The organism is Pyxidicoccus xibeiensis (assembly GCF_024198175.1).
GTDB lineage: Bacteria > Myxococcota > Myxococcia > Myxococcales > Myxococcaceae > Myxococcus > Myxococcus xibeiensis.
This window is the reverse complement of the sequence record NZ_JAJVKV010000004.1, coordinates 359,492-376,230: the sequence shown is the minus strand read 5'-3', so window position 1 is coordinate 376,230 and position 16,739 is coordinate 359,492. Positions and strand designations below refer to the sequence as shown.

Here is a 16,739-nt window from a genome sequence, read left to right as displayed (position 1 = left end):
GACGCCTCAGAGGGCGTCGACGTACGGGTCTCGACCCTGGAGGAACGCGCGCTCGTCGTACACGATGGCTCTGTCGGGGCGGAAGCCGTGGCCCGGCTCGCAGCCCCGGGTCGGGACGTGCGTCAGCTCGATGAGCGACACCAGCACCGTCACCGAGCGGGCAGGGGTGGTGTAGGCCACGGGCATCTCGCCGATATGGCGCCCGCATTCGCCGCCGCTCTCCTCGCCAATCAACAGCGCATCGGGGCGGAAGGCGCGCAGCGCCGCGACCAGCTCGACCGCCGCGGACTTGGTGGCGCCGTCGATGAACGCGACCACGGGGCCCGGGTAGCCCTCGCCCCGTGGCTGCATCATCGACGCGAGCGGGTCTCCGTCGAGGACGAACCGGCCGTCCTCCTGCCTCGCCCTGGCGAAGCGGGAGCTGAGGGCCTCCTCCGGCACGAAGGGAAAGCTGACCCGGGCGCGGTGCGCCTCGGGGATGTTCCGCGTTCGCACGGCCATGCGGGTCCACTGCGCATAGGGCTGGCCCAGCACGTGGTTCAGCACCGCGATTCCGTGGGTGCGCAGCCCGCCTTCGTTGCCCCGGAGGTCGAGCACGAGGGTGTCGCTCCCAGCCAGCTGCGCGAAGAGTGCGTCCACGCGGCGGGCATACTCGGCCTGGTCGGCGATGCCGAAGCTCGGCATGCGCAGGAGCACCGTCGACGGGTTGAGGCGCACGAGCCAGGGCCAGGCTGGCTGCGAGTGGTCCTCCGGCTGGGGGCCCCAGAGCGGTGCGGAGTAGCGCGTGAGCGTCGCCAGGGAGTCTCGCTCCACACCGTCGAGCGTGACGTCACGCGTCTCGCCGTCGGGCAGGCGCACCCGTGCGACGTAGCGCTCGCGCATGCCATACGCGAGGTGGAAGTGGCGCGCGAAGCCCCGCTCGAGCGCGGCGCGCCGCGCGGTCGGATGGTTCGCATCGACGAGCACCAGCTCCGAGAGGGTCGACCAGACTTCCTCGGCGTCCACTCCATCGATGGAGAGCAGCACCGAGCCGCGCGGGAGCGTGGGGGTCGACGCGTCGACGTAGAGAGTCCCTCCCACCCGCTTGGGCAGCAGCGGGAGCAGGGACAGCGGTCCCGCTTCGGGCTGGAAGAGCGGCAGGGCCAGGGCGAGGTGTCCGTCACCGAGGCGCGAGAGCACGCGGTGGAACGAGAGCCCGAGCTCGAGGTCGCTTGGTGCCTGGAGCGCCTCCAGGCGCGCTGCTTCGGCGTCGACGACCGCCGTGAGCGCGCTCGGCTCGACATACGCATGCGGCTGGGGGTGCGCCTCCTCGAGAAACCGCACGACGCCACGCAGGTCGTTGGCGGGGCTCGGAGGCACCGCTCGTTCGCCGCAGCCGCAGAGGGTGGAGACGAAGACGAGACAGATGAACGATGCAATGCGCACGCGGGCCGCTCCAGGGTCAGGCGCGCACTGTAACGGAGTAACGGATGGGACGAAGCGGGAGGCCCGCGGGGCTCACGAACGGAGCGGGGCCTCCCGGTGGGCCAGCGGGTGGTGGAGACGAGGGCCTGACGGGCTTCCTTCCGCGGGCCCTCGCCTCCACGTCCTTCCCGTTCAGGACTCCGTGGAATCCGGGCCGGGCATGGGGCCAGGTCCGGGCCCCGGGCCGACCTTCGGCAGCGTCTTGAGCTTGGGCAGCGGGATGGACTTGAGCTTGGGCAACTGCTTCAGCTTCGGCAGGACGACCTTGAGCTTCGGAGGAAGCGCCTTGAGCTTGGGCAATTGCTTCAGCTTCGGCGGGAGCGCCTTGAGCTTCGGCGGGACGACCGCCTTGAGCTTGGGCAGCGCCTTGAGCTTCGGCGGCAATGCCTTGAGCTTCGGCGGCAACGCCTTCAGCTTGGGCAGGGGCTTGAGCTTCGGCGGCACCTTCGCGAGCTTCGGCGGCACCTTCGCGAGCTTGGGCACCAGCTTCGGCGGCACCTTCGCGAGCTTGGGCGGCAGCTTCGGTCCGAGCTTGAGCGGCAGCTTCAGCGGCGGCAGCTTCAGCGGAACCTTGGGCAGCTTGGGAATCTTGGGACCCGGTCCTTCGGCCATCTGTCGTTCTCCCCTCTGTTCGGGCTCGGAAACTGGAGCCCCTGGCTCGACCGCTGGAAGGCTCTTGCGAGCTCGCATCCACTGCACCGGCGAGGCGCCACGAGGAGAAACGACTCATCAACCGCCGGTGTGTTGTCGGCCTCACGGGAAGTAAATAGGCTTCGCACCGTACGAGTCAAACGCGCCATCGCGCACTCCCGGGGGGAACGGCTCGTGGCAGGACACTCATGAAGCGTTCGCTGCTGATGGCGAGGGACCGCGCGCTGTACCGCGGGCTCGCCTTCCTCGAGCGGGAGACGCGCCGGCCCGAGCGGCTCGCGGCGTTTGGCAGCGCGCTCCTCTACTCGCTGAGCTTCATGGCGACGACGTCGCGGGACGCCACGGTGCGTGCGTACACGCGGCAGCTCGCGCTGCGCAGCTTCCGTGCGTGGCAGGCGTACTGGCCGGGCCAGGTGGAGGCGCACGACGCGGACACCGTCTCGGAGCTGGTGCACGCGTACGGCGCCGCCGAGCGCCTGGGGCTGCGCTTCCCCCGGCTGAAGCGGGAGCTGCTGGCCCTGTCGCGGCGCTTCCCCGCGTCCGACTACCTCTGGTTCGACCCGAACCACGAGCCGCCGCCCACGAACGTCCCGGAGACCTGCGCCTGTGGCTGGTCCAATCCGCGAGGGCGACGGCGCTGCGTGAATCCGGAGTGCCGTGCCCGCCTGTCGCGCATGAGCCCGCTGCGGCTGTGGACCATCTCGCTCACCGCGGCCTTCTGTGGAGACCGCAACGGCGTGCCCTTCGGCGTGCGCTATGAGCGGATGATGCGCTGGCTGCCGCACATGCGCGGCTACGCGCATCCGCGCCGGGGCGTCGGGGGCTTCTACGACTCGGCCTACGCCATCTCGCACGTCGTCTACACGCTGAATGACTACGGGGTGTGGCTGCTGGACCCGCGCCTGCTGCCGCACGAGTTCGAGTACCTCACCACGCACCTGGAGGCGGCGCTGGAGGTAGGAGACCCGGACATGGTGGGAGAGTTCCTGGACTCGCTGCGAGCCTTCGGCCTGGACAACGAGGACCCGCACGTCGCCGCGGGCATCGGCTTCCTGGTGGAGACGCAGAACCGGGACGGAAGCTGGGGCGAGCGGGATGGTGCGCTCGACTACACGCGCTTCCACGCCACGTGGGCGGCGCTGGACGGCCTGCGGGACTTCGCCTGGCGCGGCGCGGGGCTGTCCTTCCCCAGGCTCGCACCGTCGCTGCGACGCTGGGCGCGGCTGGCGCCTCCGGTGTCATGAGCAGGACACCGCCGCCGGGCTCCGGCCCCTTCCGGGTGTTTCCCACCCAGGCCACGCGCCAGCGGCTGCCCGCCGAGGCTGCGGCGTGTGGCCACTGCCTCGGAGGCACGTGCTGCCAGTCCGAGGACGCCATCTACCTCACGGCCTTCGACGTGCTGAGGCTGGCGACGTACTTCGACCTGAGCCCCGCGGAGTTCCTGCGGCGCTTCACGCAGGACCGCTTCGCGGAAGGCGCGCTGGAGCCGTACCGCCGGGCCACCCTCGATGACCCGGAGTCGAGCGTGGTGACGTACCTGCGGCGCCGGGCCAACCGCTCGTTCAGCCCGTGCATCTTCCTCAAGTACGTGAGGGATGCGGACGGAACCCCCAGGCGCATCTGCGGAGTCCACCCGGCGCGCCCGCTGTCCTGCCGCGAGTACTACCACGACACCTGCAAGACCCGCGTGACGGGAGAGCTGGCCGCGCTCCAGGCGCACGCCTTCGAGCGGGTGCGCGACGGCGCGCTGACGCGGGAGCACGCCGAAGCGGAGCGCGCCAGGCTGGGCCGTCAGCTCTCCGGCGACGCGCCCATGAGCGCCCTGCTGGAGTACAGCGTCTGGACGGAGGTGTGGCGCGCGTTGCGGGCCGACGAGGCCAACGAGGAGGGCGCCGGAGGCTACGCGCTGGCCGACTACCAGGACCCCATCGACGTGAAGCTGGACCGGATGCTCTCCAAGCAGCGCCTGCGGCTGGAGGAGCGCTACGGCTGGGAGCCGCACGGGGACCAGCTCCAGCCGTACCGGGCGGGCCTGTCCTTCGTGGGGACGGAGGACCACCGCCGGCTGCTGCGAATCGCCGAGGCACCGCCGACGCACGGCCTCTTCGCGGATGGCGACTACCCCTTCTTCGCGGCGAACCGGCTGGTGGTGGCGGGGATGCGGCCGCCGAAGCGCTTCCCGCTGCTGGGCGAGGCCGGCACGAAGCGGCTGCTGCGGGACGTGTCCGGCGAGCCCCTCTTCCCCCGTCACCGGGATGCGCGGGTGAGGGCCCTGACGCAGCGGGAGCTGTGGCGCGCGGCACTGGCGGCCGCGGACGCACTGGTGGCCTTCGCCAGCTACGTGGCCACGCTGGGCCGGGTGCTGGAGCAGGCGCCCCCGGGCACCTTCGAGTGGGAGCTGCTCTGGTTCCTGCGGAGGCTGGAGGTGGCGCGGCATCCGGTGCTGGCGCTGCACCCGGGGCTGGGGGCCGTGGGCGACTGGGCGCGCGAGGTGCTGAAGCCGGACGGACGGCTGCGCGTGCACCTGCGCGCGGCACCGCCACCGCCCCGAGTCACCCCACGGGCGCTCGTGCGGCTCATCGACACGCAGGCACCGGACGGCAGCTGGTGGAGGAACCCCGCGCGCTCGGTGATGCCGGACTCGCAGGAGGAGTACCTGCGGCGCTGGCTGCACACGACGGCGGCGGGACTGCTCGCGCTGCGGCCTCCGTCACGCACCTGACGCACCCGGCCATCCGTGAAAACCGGACAAACCCGCGCCGAACCCTATACTGCGCGGCGGGAGGGACACAAAACCGCATGGGCACGCGCATTCTCGGGATGGTCCTCGCAGGAGGGCAGGGAACGCGGCTGTCGCCGCTGACGAAGCGGCGCTCGAAGCCGGCGGTGCCCTTCGGGTCGAAGTTCCGCATCATCGACTTCGCCCTCAACAACTTCATCAACTCCGGCATCTACTCGATGTACGTGCTGACGCAGTTCAAGGCGCAGTCACTGACGGAGCACATCCAGCGGGGCTGGCGCTTCGGCTCGGTGCTGTTGTCGGACTACTTCATCACGCTGGTGCCGGCGCAGATGTACCTCTACGAGGAACTGGGCCCCGTCTGGTACCGCGGCACGGCGGACGCCATCTACCAGAACATGCACCTGGTGGAGAACCACCGGCCCGAGCACATGGCCATCTTCTCCGGCGACCACATCTACAAGATGAACGTGGCGCACATGCTGGAGCTGCACGAGTCCCAGCGCGCGGACATCACCATCGCCGCGTACCCCACGCCGCTGGCGGACGCGCACCGCTTCGGCGTCATGCAGGTGGACGAGCGCGGCCGCGTGACGGAGTTCCAGGAGAAGCCGAAGGACCCCAAGCCCATCCCCGGCCGCCCGGACACCGCGCTGGCCAGCATGGGCAACTACATCTTCCGCAGCAAGGTGCTGGCGGAACTGCTGGAGGTGGACGCGAAGACGGAGGGCTCGCAGCACGACTTCGGCAAGGACGTGCTCCCGCGCGCGCTGCGCGACGGCTACCACATCCAGTCGTATGACTTCGCGAAGAACCCCATCCCCGGGCAGTCGGGGCCGAACACGTACTGGCGCGACGTGGGGACGCTGGACGCGTACCACGAGGCCTCCATGGACCTGGTGTCCGTGAACCCGGAGTTCGACATCTTCAACGCCGAGTGGCCGCTGCGCACCGCCAGCGAGTACAGCCCGCCGGCGAAGTTCGTCCACGAGTCGGGCGAGCGCGTGGGCCGGGCGCTCAACTCCATGGTGGCTGGCGGCTGCATCGTCTCCGGCGGCCTGGTGCGCGAGAGCATCCTCTTCCGCCGCGTCCGGGTGAACAGCTACGCGAAGGTGGAGCGCTCCGTCGTCTTCGACGAGGTGGACATCGGCCGGCATGCCCAGGTGAAGAACGCCATCATCGACAAGGGCGTGCGGGTGCCGCCCAACGCGAAGATTGGCTTCGACCTGGAGGCCGACAAGGCGCGCGGCTTCACGGTGACGGAGTCCGGCATCGTCGTGGTGCCCAAGGGCTACCGGTTCGAATGAGCCCCGCCGCCGGGCCGCGCGCGGCAGGTCGAAGCTTCGTTCAAGGTCTGTGGGGGCTTTGCGGCGGCTTGCTCCGCTGTCAACGTGCCGTGTCTCCCGTGTGACAGCGAACGTCTGACGACTTTCCGGGGTCCGGGGTTCACGTCCACCGTGCAACACTGGCGCGGGGGCCGAGTCCGGGGGCGTTCAAGTGCGCTCGCGGCGTATCGCGCTGGACGCGGCCGCCGGTTAATCCTGAGGCCCCCCGACCGTCGGAAAGCCACCGAGAACTTCATGCTCAGCAGCACCTCAGGCCAGGACAGCGCGCCTTTCCTCCGTGCGGTAGGTCGTGCCCTTCCCCCCCACTACGCCACGCAGGAGCAGCTCATCGCGGCCTTCCGGGAGCTGTGGGCGAAGCGCCACTTCAACCTGGAGCGGCTGGAGGACCTGCACCGCGCCGTGCAGGTGGGAGGCCGCTACCTCGCGCTGCCGATTGACGCGTACCCGCCGCTCGTCACCTTCCAGCAGCGCAACGACGCCTGGACGCGCGTGGCCACGGAGCTGAGCGAGACGGTGGTGCGCCAGGCGCTGGTGAAGGCGGAGCTCACGCCGCGAGACGTGGACCACGTCTTCTTCGTCACGGTGACGGGCATCGCCACGCCGAGCATCGAGGCGCGGGTGGCCAACCGCGTGCACTTCCGGGACGACTTCAAGCGCACGCCGCTGTTCGGCCTGGGGTGCGTGGCGGGCGCGGCCGGGCTGGCGCGGGCGGCGGACTACCTGCGGGCCTTCCCCACGCACACGGCGCTCGTCATCGCCACGGAGCTGTGCTCGCTGACGCTGCAGCGCGAGGACCTGTCCATCCCCAACATCATCGCCTCCGGCCTCTTCGGTGACGGCGCGGCCTGCGCGGTGCTGCGGGGTGGGGCGGTGCCAGGCCCGAGGGGGCCGAGGGTGGTGGCGTCGCGCTCGGTGTTCTACCCGGACACGGAGCGGGTGATGGGCTGGGACGTGGTGGACTCCGGCTTCAAGGTGGTGCTGTCGGCCAAGGTGCCAAATCTCGTGAAGGACCACATCCGGGGCAACGTGGAGGGCTTCCTCGCCGAGCACGGGCTGAGCCGCAAGGACATCCGGCACTGGGTGGCGCACACGGGCGGACCCAAGGTGCTGAAGGCCTTCGAGGAGGCGCTGGAGCTGGAGGCGGCGACGCTGGAGCGCTCGTGGGCGTCGCTGCGGGAGGTGGGCAACCTCTCCTCGGCGTCGGTGCTCTTCGTGCTGGGCGAGACGCTGGAGTCCGCCGGGGCGCGTCCCGGGGACTGGGGATTGATGATGGCCATGGGTCCGGGCTTCTGCGCGGAGATGGTGCTGCTGCGATGGTGACCTCCACCCACGCCGTCTTCCTGGGCTTCATGGCGCTGCTGGTGGCGGAGCGCCTGGTGGAGCTGGTGCTGTCCAAGCGCAACGCCACGCGCGCCTTCGCGCGGGGGGGCGTGGAGACGGGCCAGGGCCACTACCGCTTCATGGTGGTGTTCCACACGCTGTTCCTCGGGGCCTGCGTGGCCGAGGTGCTGGTGCTCGACACGCCCTTCCCGGGAGCGTGGGGCTGGGCGGCGCTGGGGGGCGCGGTGGTGGCGCAGGGGCTGCGCTACTGGGCCATCGCCACGCTGGGGGACCGCTGGAACTCGCGCATCATCGTGGTGCCGGGGCTGCCGCCGGTGACGGGCGGGCCCTACCGCTTCCTGCGCCATCCCAACTACGTGGCGGTGGTGCTGGAGCTGGCGTGTGTGCCGCTCATCCACGGTGCGTGGAGGACGGCCCTTCTCTTCTCGGTGGGCAACGCGGCGCTGCTCTTCGTGCGAATCCGCGCGGAGGAGGCGGCGCTCGGCGACGCATACGCGCGGGAGTTCGCCCACCGTCCCCGCTTCATCCCGGAGGTACGCCGTGACTGAGGCCGAACTGGAAGTGGTGGCGGAGATTCGTCGCATCGCGGCGGATGAGCTGGAGTGGAAGGGGGAGGTGGAGGCACGGCAGGACCTCATCCGGGACTTGCAGCTCGACAGCCTGGGGCTGACGGTGCTGGCGGTGGGGCTGGAGAACCGCTTCCGCATCCGCCTGTCCGAGGAGGATGCGCAAGGCGTGCGCACGGTGGAGGACCTGGCGCGACTGGTGGCGCAGCGGGCCGCCACTCCGGCCGCGGCGGCCGCAGCGGAGGCGCGACCGTGAAGGGAGCGGTTCCTGGAGAGGGGACGGGCGCTGCCTCCAACGGGGTGGCCGGTGAGGGCGCCCGTCCTGGTGGCACCTCCCGGCACGGAGCTGACGCTGGCGGCGCGCGCACGCAGGGCGCGGGCTTCCCGGCGGGTGCGGCCATGAAGGACGTGGGCCGCACGCGCGTGAGCGGGCCGGTGCTGCCGGCGCTGAAGCACGCGACGGTGAACGCGACGCTGGCGGAGACGGCGCGCACCACGTCCCTGGGGCTCACCTTCGTGGACCTGTCGGAGCGCGAAGTCACGGTGCCGTGGTCGGAGGTCTACCGCCGGGGGCGCCGCACGGCGGCGGGCCTGGCGCGGCTGGGCGTGCGCGAGGGGGACAGGGTGGCCTTGCTGCTGCCCACGTCTCCGGGCTTCATGGACGCCTTCTTCGGCGCGCTGCTGGCGGGCGCGGTGCCGGTGCCGCTGTACCCGCCGGTGCGGCTGGGGCGGCTGGAGGAGTACCACCGCTCCACGGCGCCGATGCTCCAGCTCACGGGGGCGGTGGTGGTGTTGACGGACTCGCGGGTGCGGCTGCTGCTGGGGCCCAGCGTGGAGCGAGCGCGGCCCCGGCTCGGCTGCCTCACGGTGGACGAGGTGTCGCGCGGGGAGGACGAGCACGAGGTGGCCGTGCGTCCGGAGGCGCTGGGGCTCATCCAGTTCTCGTCCGGCTCCACGGTGGACCCGAAGCCGGTGGCGTTGACGCAGGTGGCGCTGATGTCGCAGGTGGCGGCGCTGGAGGTGGCCATGCCGCTGCGGCCGGACTCTCCGCCAGTGGGGGTGAGCTGGCTGCCGCTGTACCACGACATGGGGCTCATCGGCTGTGTGCTGTCGGCGCTGTACTACCCGGGCCAGCTGGTGCTGATTCCGCCGGAGGTCTTCCTGGCGCGGCCGGCGCTGTGGCTGCGTGCGATGTCGCGGCACAAGGGCTTCATCTCTCCCGCGCCCAACTTCGCGTATGGCCTGTGCCTGAAGCGGGTGAAGGACTCGGACCTGGAAGGCGTGGACCTGTCGTCTTGGAAGCACGCGCTGAACGGGGCGGAGCCGGTGTCGGCGGACACGCTGCGCCGCTTCGCGCAGCGCTTCGAGCGATGGGGCTTCTCCGCGCGGGCGCTGCGTCCGGTGTACGGGCTGTCGGAGGCCTCGCTGGCCGTTGCCTTCCCACCGGAGTCCCGGGGCCCGCGCACGCTCGGCGTGGACCCGGGAGTGCTGGCGCGAGAGTCGCGGGTGGAGGAGGGGACGCGGGAGCTGGTGAGCGTGGGAGCGCCGGTGGCGGGCTTCGAGGTGGAGGTGCGGGACGGGATGGGCGTGGCGCTGCCGGAGCGGCGGGTGGGCCGGGTGTTCGCGCGGGGGCCGTCGTTGATGTCGGGCTACTTCGGCGATGAGGAGGCGACGGGCCGGACGTTGTCGGCGGATGGGTGGCTGGACACGGGGGACCTGGGCTTCCTGGAGGACGGAGAGCTGTACCTGACGGGCCGGGCGAAGGACGTGGTCATCATCCGCGGGGCGAACCACGCGCCACAGGCCTTCGAGGAGCCGCTGCAGTCGGTGGACGGCGTGCGCACGGGCTGCGCGGTGGCGCTGGGCTTCACGCCCGAGGGCGGCGAGGACGAGGCCCTGCTCATCCTCGCCGAGCGCGCCGGCCCGGACGCGGGTGAGGAGGTGGAGGAGCGCATCCGCGCGGCGGTGGTGGAGGCCACGGGCGTGCGGCCGCACACGGTGCGGCTGCTGGAGCCGGGGACGCTGCCACGCACGTCGAGCGGCAAGCTGCGCCGGGCGGAAGCGCTGCGGCGTTACCTGGCGGGGGAGCTCGCGCCGCCGAAGAAGGTCGGCATGGTGGGCATGGCGGTGGAGATGGCGAAGAGCGCACTGGCCATGGCGAGGGCGGAGCACGACACGTGAGGCGGCGCGCATCCGCAGGGCGGGGCTCAGGGGCGGCGCGCGTTGCCCCTGGCACGAAGCGAGGGCAGGGCGTGAGTCGATGCACGGCGGCGTCATCCGTGGTGGTGGGCCTTCCGCCTCTGGCACGAAGCGAGGGCAGGGCGTGAGTCGATGCACGGCGGCGTCATCCGTGGTGGTGGGCCTTCCGCCTCTGGCACGAAGCGAGGGCAGGACGTGAGCCGATGCACGGCGGCATCCGCATTGAGAGTCAGCGCGCAGCCCCTGGCACGAAGCGAGGGCAGGGCGTGAGTCGATGCACGGCGGCGTCATCCGTGGTGGTGGGCCTTCCGCCCCCGGCGCGAAGCGAGGGCAGGACGTGAGTCGATGCACGGCGGCGTCATCCGTGGTGGTGGGCTTCCCGCCCCTGGTGCGAAGCGAGGGCAGGACGTGAGTCGATGCACGGCGGCGTCATCCGTGGTGGTGGGCTTTCCGCCTCTGGCACGAAGCGAGGGCAGGGCGTGAGTCCATGCACGGCGGCGTCATCCGTGGTGGTGAGCCTTCCGCCCCTGGTGCGAAGCGAGGGCAGGAAGTGAGTCGATGCACGGCGGCATCCGCATTGAGAGTCAGCGCGCAGCCCCTGGCACGAGCGGAGCGCACCTCGTGAAGCGGTACGACGTCGCGGTGGTGGGAGGCGGCCCCGCCGGGCTGGCCGTGGCCATCACCACCACCGCGCGCGGGCTGAACACGGTGGTGCTGGAGCGCGCGACGGCGCCCGTGGACAAGGCTTGCGGCGAGGGCCTGATGCCCCCCGGCCTCGCGGCGCTGGACCGGCTGGGCGCGCTGGCGCTGCTGGACCGCCAGGAGAGCTCGCCGTTCGTGGGCATCCGCTACGTGCAGGAGGACGGCACCACGGCGGAGGGCCTGCTGCCGGGGCCGGGCGGCCTGGGCGTCCGTCGCGTGGCGCTGGCCTCGGCGCTGGTGGCCCGTGCACGCGCCGTGGGCGTGGAGCTGCGCGAGCGCACGCAGGTGCTCGCCCACCGGCGCACCGGAGACGGCGTGACGCTGGACACGCCGGACGGCCCGGTGGAAGCGCGGATGCTGGTGGCCGCGGACGGCCTCGGCTCACCGCTGCGGCGCGCGGAGGGGCTGGAGGTGGAGAGCTCGGGGCCCCGGCGCTTCGGGCTGCGGCGGCACTTCCAGGTGGAACCGTGGACGCCATACGTGGAGGTCCACTTCGCGGACGGAGTCGAGGCGTACGTGACGCCGGCCGGAGCGCGGAGGGTGGGGCTGGCCTTCCTCTGGGAGGACGGCGTGGTGGAGGGGCGCGTGGGCTTCGACACGCTGCTGGCGCGCTTCCCACGGCTGGCCGAGCGGCTGTCGGGCGTGACGCCCGACTCGCAGGTGCGCGGCGCGGGGCCCCTGGCGCGGGTGGCCACGGCGCGGGTGGCGGACCGCTTCGCGCTGGTGGGAGACGCTGCGGGCTACGTGGACGCGCTGACGGGCGAGGGCCTGTCGCTGGCCTTCACCTGCGCGGAGTCCCTGGGCACGCTGCTGCCCGACGCGCTGGCGAAGGGTGCCACGCGCGACGCGCTGCAGCCGTATGAGCGCTGCTTCCAGCGCGTGTTCCGCAAGTACGCCTGGACGACTCACGCGCTGCTGATGCTGGCCCGCCGTCCCAGGCTGCGCCGGCCGGTGGTGCGCCTGCTGGGCAGGAGCCCCTGGCTCTTCGAGCGCATCCTCCACGCCGTGGTGGCCTGAGGAGCAGGCCCTGCCCGGAAGCAGCGGCGCGCGAAGGCTCCACGCGCCGCCATCCGGAGACGCCTACTGCTGCGGTACCGGGGCAGGGATGGCGCGGAAGGAGCAGGGGCCGTTGAGGACGTTCACCTGCTGCACGAAGTTGCCCACGCGAGCGGCGGACCCCTCCAGGCCGGTCTCGAAGAAGGCGACCACGGCCTGGTCCGGCTCGACGGCGGCCGGAATCGCGACGCTCACCTCCTGGCCGGGGGCCAGGGTGATGGCGGCATCCGACACCGGGCGCAGCGAAGCCACCAGCTCCCGGTTGTTGGAGGCCAGAGCGGCCAGCGGCAGCGCGCGCGGGACGACCGCGAAGCGGAGGTTGCGCACGGTGATGGGGACCCGCGTCTCCAGCCAGTTGCCCAGGTTGAGGACCGGCCAGCGCGAGTCACGGTAGAAGATGCCGTGGCTGGTGTCATGGACGACGCTGCCACGGATGCGGCGGTGATACTTGTCCGTCCAGTACATGTCCTTGATGGTGCTCTTGCAGTCCTCGGACTGCCAGCCCACGTGGATGGTCTTCCCCGGCGGGATGGGAGAGTCATTGCCCTCCATGTTCATCCAGTGGATGACCGTGTCACCCGCCGCGGTCGGCGTATGGGTGACGTTGTGGAAGTGTCCATGCAGGAAGGACCCGTCGCTATACCCGTCGAACGTCGAGGTGATGTTCTCGGTCCCACTCAGGACGACCGCGATGTCGTAGGCCGTGGTGCCGCCTGCGTTCGTGAGGTCGCAGTTGTAGTCGTACGCGGCGGCTCCCTGCGCTCCGAGGAGAAGGGCAAGACCAGACAGCCGGAGGGCAATCTTTCGCATATCGATTCCGCCATTCATGCACCGCGAGGGAGACGCGGGAGGGCGTCCGTCGGAAGCATGAAGGCAAGACAGACATGTGCAAGCCGAAGGCCGTGAAATTCGAGTAAGGCTTTCAGAGTGCAGGGGCGCTGGAGGTGTGGCGTGAAGGGTCACGGGCGGGCCCACTTTTGTAGCGCCGGAAGTCACGAAGCGTGCCGTCCGGCGCTTTCGGCTCGAACGGGAGCAGGGGTTCGGACCGCATTGAAGAGAGGGGACCTGCCACGTTGCATGTGCGCGAAGAGATGTCAGGGGTATGGTGCATGCTCGACACATGAGCGAGGACATCCAGGTGGAGAGGGAGGAGCGGCTTGCGACGGGGTACGCAGGGCCGCATCCTGAGGGCATGAGCGACGAGCCACCACGACCAGGGCGCGCCTACGAGGCACTGGAGCGCCTTCCGCCAGACGTCGTCGGTGAAATCATCGCGGGCGAGCTGTACGTGAGCCCCCGGCCCCGGCTGCGACACGGTCGGGCGGCCTTCCGGCTCGGAAAGACACTGGGGCCATTCGACGAAGAGCCGGGTCAATCAGGCCCCGGAGGGTGGGTCTTCATTCCCGAGCCGGAGCTGCACCTGGGGGGCGACGCGCTGGTGCCCGACCTGGCGGGCTGGCGGCGCGAGCGCATGCCGGAGATTCCGGACGTGGTGGGTGTAACGCTTGCTCCCGACTGGCTCTGTGAGGTGCTCTCGCCCTCCACGGAAGCACTGGACCGGGCCCGGAAGATGGCGGTGTACGCCCGAGAGGGCGTGAAGCACCTGTGGCTCGCGGACCCGCGTCCCCAGACGCTGGAAGTCTACCGGCTGGAGGGTGACCGCTGGCTGCTGCTCGGAACGCACACGGGCGACGTCACGGTCCACGTCGACCCCTTCGAAGCGCTTCCCGTGAGGCTGGCATCGCTGTGGGAGCGCTGACGCCTCACACCACCCCGGGGTTGAGGAAGCCGTGAATGGCCTGCACCACCACCGAGCCCTCACCGACGCCCGAGGCCACGCGCTTCACGGAGCCGGAGCGCACGTCTCCCACCGCGTAGATGCCAGGGCGTGACGTGGCATAGGGCGAGGCGAGTGCCTGTCCCTGGGCGTCCTGTCCCGTCCGGATGAAGCCCTTGCCGTCCAGCTCGAGGCAGCCATTGAGCCAGTCGGTGTTCGGCTCCGCGCCAATCATCACGAAGACGTTGCCGATGCGGCGCGTGGTGCGCTCCCCCGTCTTGCGGTGGACCCACGTCACCTCGCGCAGGAGCAGGTCTCCTTGCAGCGCGGTGATTTCGCTGTGTGTGTACAGCGTGACTCGGGGCGACGAGGCGATTCGCTGGACGAGGTAGTCGGACATCGTCGCGGCCAGCCCGCTGGCGCGCACGAGCATGTGTACATGGGCCACGGTGCGCGACAGGTAGATGGCGGCCTGGCCGGCGGAGTTCCCACCGCCCACGACGATGACCTCCTCCCCCGCGCACAGGTGCGACTCCATGGCCGTGGCGGCGTAGTGGATGCCCTGGCCCTCGAAGCGCGCCAGGTCGGGGACGTCGAGCTTGCGGTAGCGCGCCCCGGTGGCGATGACCACCGTGCGCGCCGTCACCATGCGCCCGTCCTCCAGGTGCAGGCGGTAGGGCCTGCGCTCACAGTCGATGCCAATCACGGGGCGGGAGACGACGATGCGCGCGCCGAACTTCCGCGCCTGCACCTGCGCCCTGCCCGCGAGCGCCTCGCCGGAGATGCCGGTGGGAAAGCCGAGGTAGTTCTCTATCTTCGAGCTCGTCCCCGCCTGTCCTCCGGGTGCCAGGGACTCGATGACGACCGTCCCCAGCCCCTCGGAGGCCGCGTACACGGCGGCGGCGAGCCCCGCCGGGCCGGCGCCCACCACGGCGACGTCGTGGACATGCTCGGGGTCCACCTGCTCGCTGATGCCCAGGTCATCCGCCAGCGCGGAGTTGGACGGGTTGTGGAGCACGTGCCGGCCCGGGGCGATGACCACGGGAAGCTGGTCGGGCGTCAGCTTGAAGCAGGACAGGTAGCCGTCGGCGTCCGGGTCGTCGTCGATGTCCAGCAGCCGGAAGGGATAGCCATTGCGCGTCAGGAAGCGCTGCATCCGAAGCATGTCGGCGCAGTGGCCGGAGCCAACCAGCACCACTCCGGCCTGCGCATGGCGGATGAGCCCCACGCGGCGCAGGATGAACGCGCGCATGATGACCTCGCCGATGTCGGGCTCGCTGCTCACCATGCGCCGGAAGTCCTGCTGCTTCACCCGGACCACCACGCTGTCGCCGCGGGTGCGGGCGCTCGCGAGGAAGGGATGGTCCGTGAAGAGGTCCAGCTCGCCGGTGAACTCCTGCTCGCCGTGGACGGCGAAGACGTGGGGCTCGCCGTGGGGGTCGAAGTCGAAGACCTCGACAGCGCCCTCGCGCACGAAGAAGAAGTCGACGCCCCGGTCTCCCCGCTGGAAGAGGAGCGTGCCGCCAGGCAGCCGCTCCTCCGTTCCATAGGCGGCGATGCGCTCGCCCATCTCCGCGCTGACATGGGGAAAGGTCTGCGCCGCGCGCGCGTAGGGGTCGCTCGGGTCCAGCGCCGGCTCGACGGGAGTGGGGGACGCCTCCATGTGACGAACGTAGGAAGGGCCTCGCCCCGTCGCAACGAGCCTCCCCCTCGTGGGGTGCTTCCTCGGCCTGGCCCCGGATGGGATGATGCCGGGCCCGGTTTCGAACCTTCTGGAGCGCCGTCCCCATGCCGCACCTGGACTCCTCTTCTCCGCCCATGACGAAGCCCCTCGCGCTGCTGCTGCTGTGTGCTCCGCTGCTCGGCGGCTGTCTCTTCGCGGGCCCGCGCCACCAGGGCCCGGTGACGGCGCACTTCGACGGTGAGCAGTTCCACAACCTGGAGCCCGTGGAGCGGCTCGGCCTGGGAGACGTGTTCGATGCGCTCCGCGCGGAGCCCCGGGGCCCGTGGCGCGAGTACGAGGAGCATCCGCCGGGCCGTCCTCCCCCGGAGCGGGTAGGGGCAGGGCAGCTGCGCGTGACGTTCATCAACCACGCCACGGTGCTGCTCCAGGCGGACGGGCTGAACGTCCTGACGGACCCCATCTACTCGGACCGGCCGAGCCCGGTGCCCTTCCTGGGGCCGCACCGGGTGCGGCCGCCGGGCATCCGCTTCGAGGACCTGCCGCCCATCGACGTGGTGATGGTGAGCCACAACCACTACGACCACATGGACCTGCCCACGCTGCGGCGGCTGGAGCAGGCGCACCACCCGCTCTTCGTCGTCGGGCTGGGCAACAAGGCGCTGCTGGACGGCGAGGGCTTCGGGCGGGTGGTGGAGCTGGACTGGTGGCAGGGCACGGAGGTGGCGCCGGGGCGGACGGTGACGGCGGTGCCGGCGCAGCACCGCTCCAACCGGGGGCTGACGGACGTGTCCGCGACGCTGTGGGCGGGCTACGTGCTGTCCACGTCGGGCGGGCCGGTGCTCTTCGCGGGGGACACGGGCTACGGCCCGCAGTTCGCGATGATGGCCGAGCGCTTCGGGCCCATGCGGCTGTCGGTGCTGCCCATCGGCGCCTACCGGCCGACGGCGTTCCGGCCGGTGCACATGGGGCCGGAGGAAGCGCTCCAGGCGCACAAGGTGCTGCGCGCGGCCACGTCGGTGGCCATGCACTACGGCACCTTCGAGCTGGCGCTGGATGGCCAGGACGAGGCGAAGTACCACCTGCTGTGGCTGCTGGCGCGAGAGCCGGTGCGCCCGCGCTTCTGGGCCCTGGCCTTTGGCGAGGGCCGGGACGTGCCCCCGCTGGAGCCGGCGAGCACCCCCGCCGCCGCCAGCCGCGACTGAGCGCGCCGGCC

General features: G+C 71.2%; 14 protein-coding genes. 10 read left to right on the top strand and 4 right to left on the bottom strand.

All coding sequences use genetic code 11. The features are described 5' to 3' along the window. Positions 1-6: 6 nt before the first annotated feature. Both LXT23_RS50385 and LXT23_RS19380 read right to left on the bottom strand, forming a co-directional pair. Positions 7-1,425 (bottom strand): S41 family peptidase, encoded by a 1,419-nt coding sequence (locus LXT23_RS50385; protein ID WP_253981690.1) that lies wholly within the window; start codon positions 1,423-1,425, stop codon positions 7-9. 171 nt (positions 1,426-1,596) lie between these two features. Next, positions 1,597-2,076: a hypothetical protein gene (locus LXT23_RS19380; RefSeq protein WP_253981689.1), complete on the bottom strand. Its 480-nt coding sequence runs from the start codon at positions 2,074-2,076 to the stop codon at positions 1,597-1,599. 227 nt (positions 2,077-2,303) lie between these two features. Here LXT23_RS19380 and LXT23_RS19375 point away from each other — a divergent pair, with 227 nt between their 5' ends. From LXT23_RS19375 to LXT23_RS19340, 8 genes are all read left to right on the top strand, one after another. Continuing rightward, a complete protein-coding gene (locus LXT23_RS19375) occupies positions 2,304-3,359 on the top strand; it encodes a hypothetical protein (RefSeq protein ID WP_253981688.1) in 1,056 nt (351 codons plus the stop codon). Then, entirely contained in the window at positions 3,356-4,837 is a 1,482-nt protein-coding gene (locus tag LXT23_RS19370; protein ID WP_253981687.1) for a YkgJ family cysteine cluster protein, read from the top strand. The genes LXT23_RS19375 and LXT23_RS19370 overlap by 4 nt, the downstream gene beginning before the upstream one ends. A gap of 77 nt (positions 4,838-4,914) precedes the next feature. Beyond that, entirely contained in the window at positions 4,915-6,162 is a 1,248-nt protein-coding gene (gene glgC, locus LXT23_RS19365) for a glucose-1-phosphate adenylyltransferase (protein ID WP_253981686.1), read from the top strand. Positions 6,163-6,435: 273 nt separating this feature from the next. After that, positions 6,436-7,521 (top strand): type III polyketide synthase, encoded by a 1,086-nt coding sequence (locus LXT23_RS19360; protein ID WP_253981685.1) that lies wholly within the window; start codon positions 6,436-6,438, stop codon positions 7,519-7,521. Beyond that, a complete protein-coding gene (locus LXT23_RS19355; RefSeq protein ID WP_253981684.1) occupies positions 7,515-8,090 on the top strand; it encodes an isoprenylcysteine carboxyl methyltransferase family protein in 576 nt (191 codons plus the stop codon). The genes LXT23_RS19360 and LXT23_RS19355 overlap by 7 nt, the downstream gene beginning before the upstream one ends. Then, positions 8,083-8,364 (top strand): acyl carrier protein, encoded by a 282-nt coding sequence (locus LXT23_RS19350; protein WP_253981683.1) that lies wholly within the window; start codon positions 8,083-8,085, stop codon positions 8,362-8,364. The genes LXT23_RS19355 and LXT23_RS19350 overlap by 8 nt, the downstream gene beginning before the upstream one ends. Before the next feature lie 143 nt (positions 8,365-8,507). Then, a complete protein-coding gene (locus tag LXT23_RS19345) occupies positions 8,508-10,289 on the top strand; it encodes a fatty acyl-AMP ligase (protein ID WP_253982334.1) in 1,782 nt (593 codons plus the stop codon). 639 nt (positions 10,290-10,928) lie between these two features. After that, on the top strand, positions 10,929-12,026 hold the full coding sequence (locus tag LXT23_RS19340) for an NAD(P)/FAD-dependent oxidoreductase (RefSeq protein WP_253981682.1): 1,098 nt from the start codon (positions 10,929-10,931) through the stop codon (positions 12,024-12,026). A 63-nt stretch (positions 12,027-12,089) separates the two neighbouring features. On the opposite strand, the gene LXT23_RS19335 is transcribed toward LXT23_RS19340, so the two are convergent. Continuing rightward, the gene (locus LXT23_RS19335) at positions 12,090-12,875 is read right to left on the bottom strand and encodes a hypothetical protein (RefSeq protein ID WP_253981681.1); all 786 of its coding nucleotides are present in this window, start codon (positions 12,873-12,875) and stop codon (positions 12,090-12,092) included. 382 nt (positions 12,876-13,257) lie between these two features. Between LXT23_RS19335 and LXT23_RS19330 the strand changes: the two genes are divergently transcribed. Then, complete coding sequence (locus tag LXT23_RS19330) at positions 13,258-13,824, top strand: Uma2 family endonuclease (protein ID WP_253982333.1); 567 nt, start codon at positions 13,258-13,260, stop codon at positions 13,822-13,824. Positions 13,825-13,828: 4 nt separating this feature from the next. Here LXT23_RS19330 and LXT23_RS19325 read toward each other — a convergent pair whose 3' ends face one another. Further along, positions 13,829-15,505 (bottom strand): FAD-dependent oxidoreductase, encoded by a 1,677-nt coding sequence (locus LXT23_RS19325; protein ID WP_253981680.1) that lies wholly within the window; start codon positions 15,503-15,505, stop codon positions 13,829-13,831. 155 nt (positions 15,506-15,660) lie between these two features. Between LXT23_RS19325 and LXT23_RS19320 the strand changes: the two genes are divergently transcribed. Continuing rightward, on the top strand, positions 15,661-16,728 hold the full coding sequence (locus tag LXT23_RS19320) for an MBL fold metallo-hydrolase (protein ID WP_253981679.1): 1,068 nt from the start codon (positions 15,661-15,663) through the stop codon (positions 16,726-16,728). The last annotated feature ends 11 nt before the right edge of the window (positions 16,729-16,739 follow it).